Source organism: Frankia sp. CcWB2, from assembly GCF_977927585.1.
The window spans coordinates 1-1,678 of the sequence record NZ_CDWRCM010000287.1; the positions used below are offsets into that span (position 1 = coordinate 1).

Consider the following 1,678-nt stretch of genomic DNA (forward strand, 5'->3'; position numbering starts at 1 on the left):
CGCCCCCGCAGCCGGCCCGCCCGCCCCCGCAGCCGATCCGCCCGCCGACGGGCTCCCGGGCGCCGGGCACGCGACCCGCGGGGGCTGGGCGGCCGTGTCGGCGAAGGCCCGCGGCTATGTCGCCCTGATGAAGCTGCGCGTGGTCGAACTGCTGCTCATCACCACCGTCCCGGTCATGATGCTCGCCGAACGGGGCATGCCGCCGCTCTGGCTGATCGCCGTGACCCTGGTGGCGGGAACCCTCGCCGCCGGCAGCGCGAACACGATCAACTGTTATGTCGATCGTGACATCGATCAGATGATGGGCCGCACGAAGCGCCGTCCGCTCGTGCGGGCGACCGTCACGCCCACGGAGGCGCTGACCTTCGGCATCGTGATCGGGATCGTCTCGACACTGCTCTTCGGTTTCCTGGTCAACTGGCCCTCCGCGCTGCTGGCGGACGGGGCGATCGCCTTCTACGTCTTCGTCTACACCCTCGGGCTGAAGCGCCGCACCCCGTCGAACATCGTCATCGGGGGCGCGGCCGGCTGCTTCCCCGTCCTGATCGGATGGTCGGCGGTCACGGGGACCGTCGGCTGGGCCGCGGTGCTGCTGTTCGCCGTCGTCTTTTTCTGGACCCCGCCGCACTTCTGGGCGCTGGCGATGAAGTTCCGCGACGACTACGCCGCGGCAGGCGTCCCCATGCTGCCGGTCGTCGCCTCCGTCCAGGTCGTCACCCGGCGGATGCTGGGCTACGCCTACGCGATGGTCGCCGCCTCGCTCGCGGTCGCTCCCGTCGCCTCCACCGGCCCGGTCTACCTCGTCGCCGCCGTCGCGGTGGGCGCCTGGTTCCTGGTCGAGTCGCACCGGGTCGCCCGCCGGGCCCGGCACGGCGAGGACCCGAGGCCGATGCGCCTGTTCCACATGTCGATCACGTATCTGACCCTGCTGTTCGTGGCGATCGCCGTCACCGCTCTCGTCTGATCTCGCCCGGCCCCACCGATCGACCCTACCGACCGGCCCCACCGAACCCGCCCCGTCCCGCCCGGTGACACCGGGATCAGGACGGGGCACTGTTTTTCCGGCGGGCCGCAGGCGTGCGGGCGGCTACGTTCCGAGGCCGTCGAGCACCCGGGCTCCGGGCAGCGCGGCCAGGACCCTGCCGGGCAGCCACAGCTTGGAGATGCGCACCCCGGAGCCGACCACGACGCGCGGGTGCTCGGCCACTGCCCGGTCGATCAGGATCGGCCATTCCGCGGGAAGCCCGACCGGGGTGATGCCCCCATACTCCATGCCGGTTTCGGTGACGGCTGTGTCCATCGGCACGAACGAGACCTTGCGGGCGTCCAGATGCGGCCGGACCAGGCCGTTGACGTCAGCCCGGGAGACGGCGAACACAACGCAGGCCGCGAGCATGGTGACACCGCCCCGCCGGCCCGCGACGACCACGCAGTTCGCCGTCTCGGCCGGGTCCACCCCATAGTGCACGCAGAAGGCCGCGGTGTCGGACAGCTCGGGATCGATCTCGGCGACCTCGATCTCGTCCCCTCGCCCGGCCTGCGACCAGGTGTCGAGTAGCGCGGCGGTCGGCGCGGCGAGCAGGTCGGGACGGGCCAGCGCCGACGTCGGCGCCAGCAGAAGATCGGTACGCAGATGTCCGCTGCTCCCACCCGTTTCCCGACCAACCATCATGCCAGA

Annotated in this window: 2 protein-coding genes; one reads left to right on the top strand and one right to left on the bottom strand. The window is 71.6% G+C overall.

The annotated features are described in order from the left end of the window. Positions 1-94 precede the first annotated feature (94 nt). The gene (locus ACY45C_RS20510; RefSeq protein WP_462189187.1) at positions 95-964 is read left to right on the top strand and encodes a heme o synthase; all 870 of its coding nucleotides are present in this window, start codon (positions 95-97) and stop codon (positions 962-964) included. A gap of 123 nt (positions 965-1,087) precedes the next feature. On the opposite strand, the gene ACY45C_RS20515 is transcribed toward ACY45C_RS20510, so the two are convergent. Then, positions 1,088-1,669, bottom strand: a complete 582-nt coding sequence (locus ACY45C_RS20515; RefSeq protein WP_462189189.1) for a YbaK/EbsC family protein — start codon at positions 1,667-1,669, stop codon at positions 1,088-1,090. Between the last annotated feature and the right edge of the window lie 9 nt (positions 1,670-1,678).

Excerpts from the sequence above, each read along its gene's own strand:
- ACY45C_RS20515 (WP_462189189.1), bottom strand. The coding sequence starts at position 1,669 with ATGGTTGGTCGGGAAACGGGTGGGAGCAGCGGACATCTGCGTACCGAT.